The organism is Spirosoma migulaei, assembly GCF_054776855.1.
Map to the genome: position 1 here is coordinate 1 of NZ_BAAHBG010000063.1, position 1,049 is coordinate 1,049.

Annotated in this window: 1 pseudogene; it reads left to right on the plus strand. The window is 49.6% G+C overall.

Annotated elements, in window-relative coordinates:
• Positions 1–4: 4 nt before the first annotated feature.
• Positions 5–1,049, plus strand: a pseudogene (locus ACYVGO_RS38785) (IS701 family transposase); the annotation flags it as partial.

Here is a 1,049-nt window from a genome sequence, read left to right on the forward strand (position 1 = left end):
CACTATGAAAGGGCTGACGCTGGAACAAGATTTATACTCGGACTATCTGGTGGTCAATCAGGGACAGGCCACTGCCACCCGATTAGCCGCTCTTTTAGAACAGCAGCTCAGCCATGACCGGTTAACTCGTAGCCTAAGCGGGGCTGATTATGGGTCGGCTCAACTCTGGCAAGTTGTTAAGCCCTTTGTACAACAAATGGCCCACCCGGATGGACTCTTACTACTGGATGATACCGTCGAAGAAAAACCCTACAGCCAAACCAATGAGTTGATCAGCTACCACTTTGACCATACTCAAGGCCGTTCGGTCAAAGGCATTAATCAACTCACGGCGCTCTATCACAGTCAGGATACAAGCTTGCCTGTTGGCTTTCATTTAGTGAGAAAGACTAAAACCATTCAAGCCAAGAAAGGGCCTAAACGGGTCAGTGAGCAGACCAAGCAACAACTTTTTCGGGACTTAATTCGGCAGCCAATCGCCAATCAATTCCCGTTTAAGTACGTCTTGGCCGACAGTTGGTATGGTTCCGTGGAAAACATCAACTATCTGATTGACAAACAAAAGCAGTTTATTTTTGCGCTAAAAACCAATCGACAAGTAGCCCTTTGTGAAGCCGATAATCAGCAGGGGCGGCATCGGTCGATGAGTGAGTTAGGCTGGGAGGAGACAACACAACACCGTGTCTGGCTGGCAGGCGTAGAAACCGCCTTGTTGCTGACCAGACTCGTTTTTGATAACAAAGACGGCTCACGGGGGACACTCTATCTGCTGACCAATGACCTCACGACCGATGCTGCTCAGATACAAAGCACGTATGGACTGCGGTGGCGGATCGAACCGGGCCGCCGGAGCGGAGTTCTACAAGTCGATTAAGTCAAACACGGGCTATGCCAACTCCCCGGCTCATCGGGTACGCACTCAGAGCAATCACCTGTTCCTATCAATGGTCGCTTTTGTCAAGTTGGAAGCGCTCAAAGTCTTGAGTCGGCTGAATCATTTTGCCTTGAAAGCAAAGTTGACTCAGAATGCCTTAAAACAGTCATGGCAG